Source organism: Micromonospora echinofusca, assembly GCF_017614955.1.
Taxonomy (GTDB): domain Bacteria; phylum Actinomycetota; class Actinomycetes; order Mycobacteriales; family Micromonosporaceae; genus Micromonospora; species Micromonospora echinofusca_A.
Window position 1 is genome coordinate 1 of record NZ_WVUH01000439.1, and the last position, 5,028, is coordinate 5,028.

Sequence of the window (5,028 nt, forward strand, 5' to 3'; positions counted from 1 at the left end):
TCAGTTGTGTATAAGAGACAGGGGCAGGGGGGAGGAGGTGGCCGAGGGTGGTCCGGGCGCCGGCCACCGAGACCTGCTGACCGACGACGGCCCGGACCGCCAGTTCGAAACCGTCGGCGGCACGCGGCAGGCGTACCCCCGGCTCGGCAGCGACCAGGGTGGCGAGCGCCGGATCCGCGCCGAGCACCGCGTCCACCGCCACCGGGTCCGCATCCAGATCGAACAACCGGCGGCAGCGGGCCACCGCCGGGGCCAGGTCCCGCACGTCCGCCAACCGCAACGTCGCGGTCACGTGCCCGGGTGACGGCGTCAACGCCACCTCCGCCGGGCCGTGCGGCAGCCGCAACCCCCGGCGGTACGTCCCGTCACCGACCGACTCGATTCCGGGCAGCGCCCGGCAGGTGAGGAAGTCCAACAGGGCCGGGACGTGCAGCGGAGGCCGGTACGCCAGCCGCAGGGTGATCGTCCCCGCCCCGACGGTGGCCGGTGTCCGTCCCGGTGCGGTCCGCAGGGCGGACGGGGGGACCGCGTACACCTCCCGGATGGTCTCGTTGAACTGCCGGACACTGCCGAACCCGGCAGCGAACGCGATCTCGGCCAACCCCAGGTCGGTCGTCTCGATCAGGGTACGGGCGGTCTGCGCCCGCTGTGCCCGGGCCAGCGCCAGCGGCCCGGCCCCCAACTCGGTGGTGAGCATCCGGTGCAGGTGCCGCTCGGTGTACCCGAGCCGGGACGCCAGACCCGGTACCCCGTCCCGGTCCACCACACCGTCGGCGATCAGCCGCATCGCCCGCCCGACCACGTCGGCCCGGACATCCCACTCCGGCGAACCGGGCGCGGTGTCCGGGCGGCAGCGCCGGCAGGCCCGGAACCCGGCGCCCTGGGCCGCCGCAGCCGACGGGTAGAACCGCACGTTGCGTCGTTTCGGGGTGACCGCCGGGCAGGACGGCCGGCAGTAGATCCCGGTCGACGTCACGCCGGTGTAGAACCAGCCGTCGAACCGCTGGTCACGGCTGTCCACTGCCCGGTAGCACCGCTCGAAGTCCAACTCCACGCCACCGATCCTGCCTCGCCGTCCGGCCCACCGACTCGCGGAAATCGGACCTCGCCGTGCCGAGCTGTAAGGAAGGGCCCCCGGTTAACGCATTCGGTAGAGGAAGGGCCCCTTCTTAACACCCGGAGTGTCGCGGACTCCCGGCGGCGCCCGGCCCGGCCAGGTACCGCAGCACCGGAAAGTGTCGGTGCGCGTCGGTACGGTCCCGGCCAGCGGAGGCAGAAGGGGTACGTCGATGGCGAGCGTGACGGTGCGGGACGGGACCGCCACCGGGCAGACGACCGGCAGGCGGGGGCTGGCGGGCTGCCCGGCCCGATCCGCCGCCGCACCCGTCCGGCCGGTACCCCTGGCGGGTGGCTGATGTGGTCGGGGCGGGACCGTCCCGACCCGGCCGTGGTGCAGGGCTTCTACGACCGGATGCGGGCGGTCGCCCCGGCCGGCGCCGGCGCGATCGAGCGTGATGCCCGACGGCGGGCCGGTGAGCGACGTTTCCCGGAGACGGCCTGCGGCCGGCTGGTGGCCTCGCTCGACGATACCGGCGTCCGGGCCCTCGGCATGTGGGTGCACCACTGGTGCCTGCGGTGCTACGAGGACGACAACCGGGTGGCGCTCCGGCTGATCGAGGAGATCGCCGGCCGTACCGGGCTGGGCTGGACCGTGGACGAGGTCCTCTGGATGTTCGGCGAGACCCACGTCACGCCCTACGTGGAGCAGGGCTTCCGGCTGCCGGTAGCGGCTGCGGCCGAGCTGGGTCCGGCGGAGCTGTCCGCGTTGCGTCCGGAGGTCGAGGCGATCCTCGACTGGCTGGAGACCGGCCGGTCCCCGTTCTCCACGGCGGCGCGACGGCGGATCGCCCGCCAGCTCCGCCCGGTGGTCGACGGCTCCGTCACGGTGGCCGATCCCCTGCCGGCCTGGCTGCTGCACGTGGGTGACCGGTTCGGGGCCACCGCCCGGGAACGGTACGGCGATCGGCTGCGCCGACCCGGCGTGGTCACGGTGCTCACCCATGCCGCGACCCTGGCCAGGGTCGAGCCGACGGCCCGCTGGCTGCGTACCGGCCGGTCGGCGGTCGCCGGAGCGCCCGACGCGGTACCGGCGATCCGGGGTCTCCTCGAACTCTTCACCGAGCAGGAGGAGGCGCCCCTGCACGACGACGGATACACCGTCGTGCTGCATCCGGACGCCGAGACGCTGCTGCGTGGTCTGCTCTGGCTGGTGGCGGACACCGACCAGGAGTGGGTCACGCCGCTGCTGGCGGCGGTCACCGTACACGCGGCGACCGCGTTCGCCGGGGCGCCCGGCTTCCCGCACTGCCCAAGGCTGGCCAACGCCGCTGTGCTCGCGCTGAGCCGGCGGGCCGGCGTGGTACCGGTCGTCACGCTCGCCCGACTGTCCGGGTCGGTCCGTAACCGGGCCCTGCTCACCCGGATCCGGGCCGCCCTGACCGGGCTGGGCGCGGCGCGGGGCTGGTCGCCCGAGGAGGTGCTGGAGCTGTCGGTGGCCGACCACGGGCTGGACGCCGAGGGCCGGCGGGTGACCAAGGTCGGCGGGTACGAAGCGGTCGTCGGGATCGAGCAGGGCCGCGCGGTGCTGCGCTTCGAGCGCGACGGCCGGGCCCTGAAGGGGGTACCGGCCGTGGTCCGGGCCGACCACCCGGGGGAGCTGGCCGACCTGCGGAGCCTGGTACGGGACGTCGGGACGAGCCTGGCCGGCGAACGGGGACGGATCGAGTCGCTGCTGTCCGCGGACCGGGTGTGGTCGGCGGCGGACTGGGCGGCCCGCTACCTGGACCAGCCGGTGACCGGGTGCTTCGGGCGACGGCTGATCTGGCAGACCGAGGTCGGGCCGGGTCGCTGGGTGACCGGCTGGCCCCACCGGGAGCCGTCGGGTTGGACGCTGCTGACGCGGGAGGGGACGGTGCTGCCGGTCGGGCGGGTACGCCTGTGGCATCCGCTCCGGGCCGGGGCGGACGAGGTGGGCGCCTGGCGGGACCGGACCATGGCGGGGGACCTGCGCCAGCCGCTCCGTCAGGCGTTCCGGGAGGTCTACCGGGTCACCCCGGCGGAGAAGGCGACCCGATTCCACTCCGACCGCTTCGCCGGGCACATCCTCCGGTACCGGCAGGCGAACGCGACGATGCGTACCCGGGGCTGGGCGACCACCTACCTGGGGCCGTGGGACGGCGGGTTCGAGGGCGAGGCGGTACGCGAGTTCGGCGCCTGGCGGGCCCGGTTCTTCCACGCCCTCGTCGAGGACCCGGACGAGCACGACCACGGCACCCGGTACTGCGTCACCGACCGGGTCCGGTTCGACCGGCGGGACGGGACGGTCTGGCAGCCGGTACCGGTGACCGGGGTGCCGCCCCTGGTGTTCAGCGAGGCGATGCGGGACGTGGCGGGGTTCGTGGAGGTCGCCTCGATCGCCACCGACCCGCAGTGGCGGGACCGGGGTACGGCCCGGTTTCGCAGCTACTGGGCGGAGGAGACCACCGGCCCGTTGACGACCTCGGCCGAGATCCGGCGGGACGTGCTCAGTCGGCTGTTGCCCCGGAGCGGGATCGCGGACCGGGTCGTACTCGGTCCGCGTTTCCTGCGGGTACGCGGCAGCCGGGGGGCGTACCGGATCCACCTCGGGTCAGGGGTCGTCCGGACGGATCCGGACGACACGTACCTTCCCGTGGCCGTCGACCGGCGGCCACCGGTGCCGCCCCTGCCGTTCGAGGACGCCGTGCTCACCGAGGTGCTGTCGAGGGCGTTCCTGCTGCTGGCGGACGACGGGATCACCGGCGGGACGGATCTGCGGCGGGTGACGGGCTGAGGCGGGGGCCGGGTACGTCGTGCGGCCCGGTGGCGATGGCGACGATGGTGTCGTCAGCGTCGTCGTGCAGTTCCGCGGCGATCGCCTCCTGCATCGCCCGCCGGACGGTACCGGCGGCGAACCGTTGCGTCGCGGTCGCCTCCGCCCGGTGCAGGGCGGCTGCGAGGCGTACCGGATGGGTGGTCCGCAGGATCGCTCCGATCCAGGCGGTCAGGTCGTCCGCCTGCTGAGGCGGGTCGACATCGATGGGCCGGACAGTTGCCGATGCCGGCTGGTGGACGGACGACGCCATGTGCCCCCGGGTCCCTGACCGTCTGTCGGGTGTACCACTACTGGTCCGCTCTGATTATTCCTGTTCCGCCGCACGACTGTCCGCGTCGTCGACCGGGGACGTCCGGCGCGGTCGGGGAGCTGCCCGGCGGCGGTGGCGGCGAGGGCCACCGTGAAACCGGCCGTCTGCAGGGCGGTCAGGGTCTGCCCGAGTACCAGCCAGCCGAGCAGGACGGCGGTCAGCGGGCTGAGCGCGCCGAGCAGGGACACCTGGACGACCGGGAGTCGTTCCGCGCCCCGGAACCACAGCGCGTACGCGAGTGCGGTGCCGGCCAGGGCCAGCCAGCCGTACCCGGCGAGGGCCGGACCGGTCAGGGCCGGCGGCGGTCCCTCGACGGCCAGGGCCAGCGGGGCGAGCAGTGCCCCTCCGGCGGTCAACTGCCAGCTGGTCAGGGCGAGTACCCCGGCGCCGGGTGGACGACCCCAGAGTCGGGTGAGGACCAGTCCACCGGCCATCGACGCGCTGGCGGTGAGGCCGGCGGCCACGCCGACCGGATCGAGTCCGGCGCCGGGCTGTACGACGACCAGGGCGATCCCGACGGGTGCGGCCAGCGCGGCGACGATCCGGCGGGGGTTCTGCGGCTGGTGCAGCAGCATCGTGGTGAGGGCGGCGACCAGCAGTGGCTGGGCTGCGCCGAGGACGGCGGCGACGCCGCCCGGCAGTCGGTAGGCGGAGAGGAACAGCAGTGGCAGGAAAGCGCCGAAGTTGAGCAGGCCGAGCAGGGCGGACCGCCCCCACCAGCGGCCCCGGGGGAGGGTGCGGGTGACGGCGAGGAGCAGCAGTCCGGCGGGAAGGGCGCGCAGGGTGGCGGCGAGCAGGGGACGGC

Annotated in this window: 4 protein-coding genes and 1 pseudogene; 2 read left to right on the forward strand and 3 right to left on the reverse strand. The window is 74.5% G+C overall.

Features of this window, described 5'->3' with window-relative positions:
* Positions 1–1,054, reverse strand: a 1,054-nt coding sequence (locus tag GSF22_RS30435) for a bifunctional transcriptional activator/DNA repair enzyme AdaA (protein WP_208817357.1), incomplete at its 3' end; no start/stop codon positions are given.
* A gap of 360 nt (positions 1,055–1,414) precedes the next feature.
* On the opposite strand from GSF22_RS30435, the pseudogene GSF22_RS35190 reads away from it, so the two are divergent.
* Positions 1,415–1,810, forward strand: a pseudogene (locus tag GSF22_RS35190) (hypothetical protein); the annotation flags it as partial.
* Positions 1,811–2,641: 831 nt separating this feature from the next.
* Positions 2,642–3,871, forward strand: a complete 1,230-nt coding sequence (locus GSF22_RS35895) for a DUF4132 domain-containing protein (RefSeq protein WP_307804465.1) — start codon at positions 2,642–2,644, stop codon at positions 3,869–3,871.
* Here GSF22_RS35895 and GSF22_RS30445 read toward each other — a convergent pair.
* Both GSF22_RS30445 and GSF22_RS30450 read right to left on the reverse strand, forming a co-directional pair.
* Positions 3,834–4,163, reverse strand: a complete 330-nt coding sequence (locus GSF22_RS30445; RefSeq protein WP_208817359.1) for a hypothetical protein — start codon at positions 4,161–4,163, stop codon at positions 3,834–3,836. The genes GSF22_RS35895 and GSF22_RS30445 overlap by 38 nt on opposite strands.
* Positions 4,082–5,028, reverse strand: a 947-nt coding sequence (locus GSF22_RS30450; protein WP_208817360.1) for an EamA family transporter, incomplete at its 5' end; no start/stop codon positions are given. The genes GSF22_RS30450 and GSF22_RS30445, both read right to left, overlap by 82 nt.

Excerpts from the sequence above, each read along its gene's own strand:
- GSF22_RS30445 (WP_208817359.1), bottom strand. The coding sequence starts at position 4,163 with ATGGCGTCGTCCGTCCACCAGCCGGCATCGGCAACTGTCCGGCCCATC.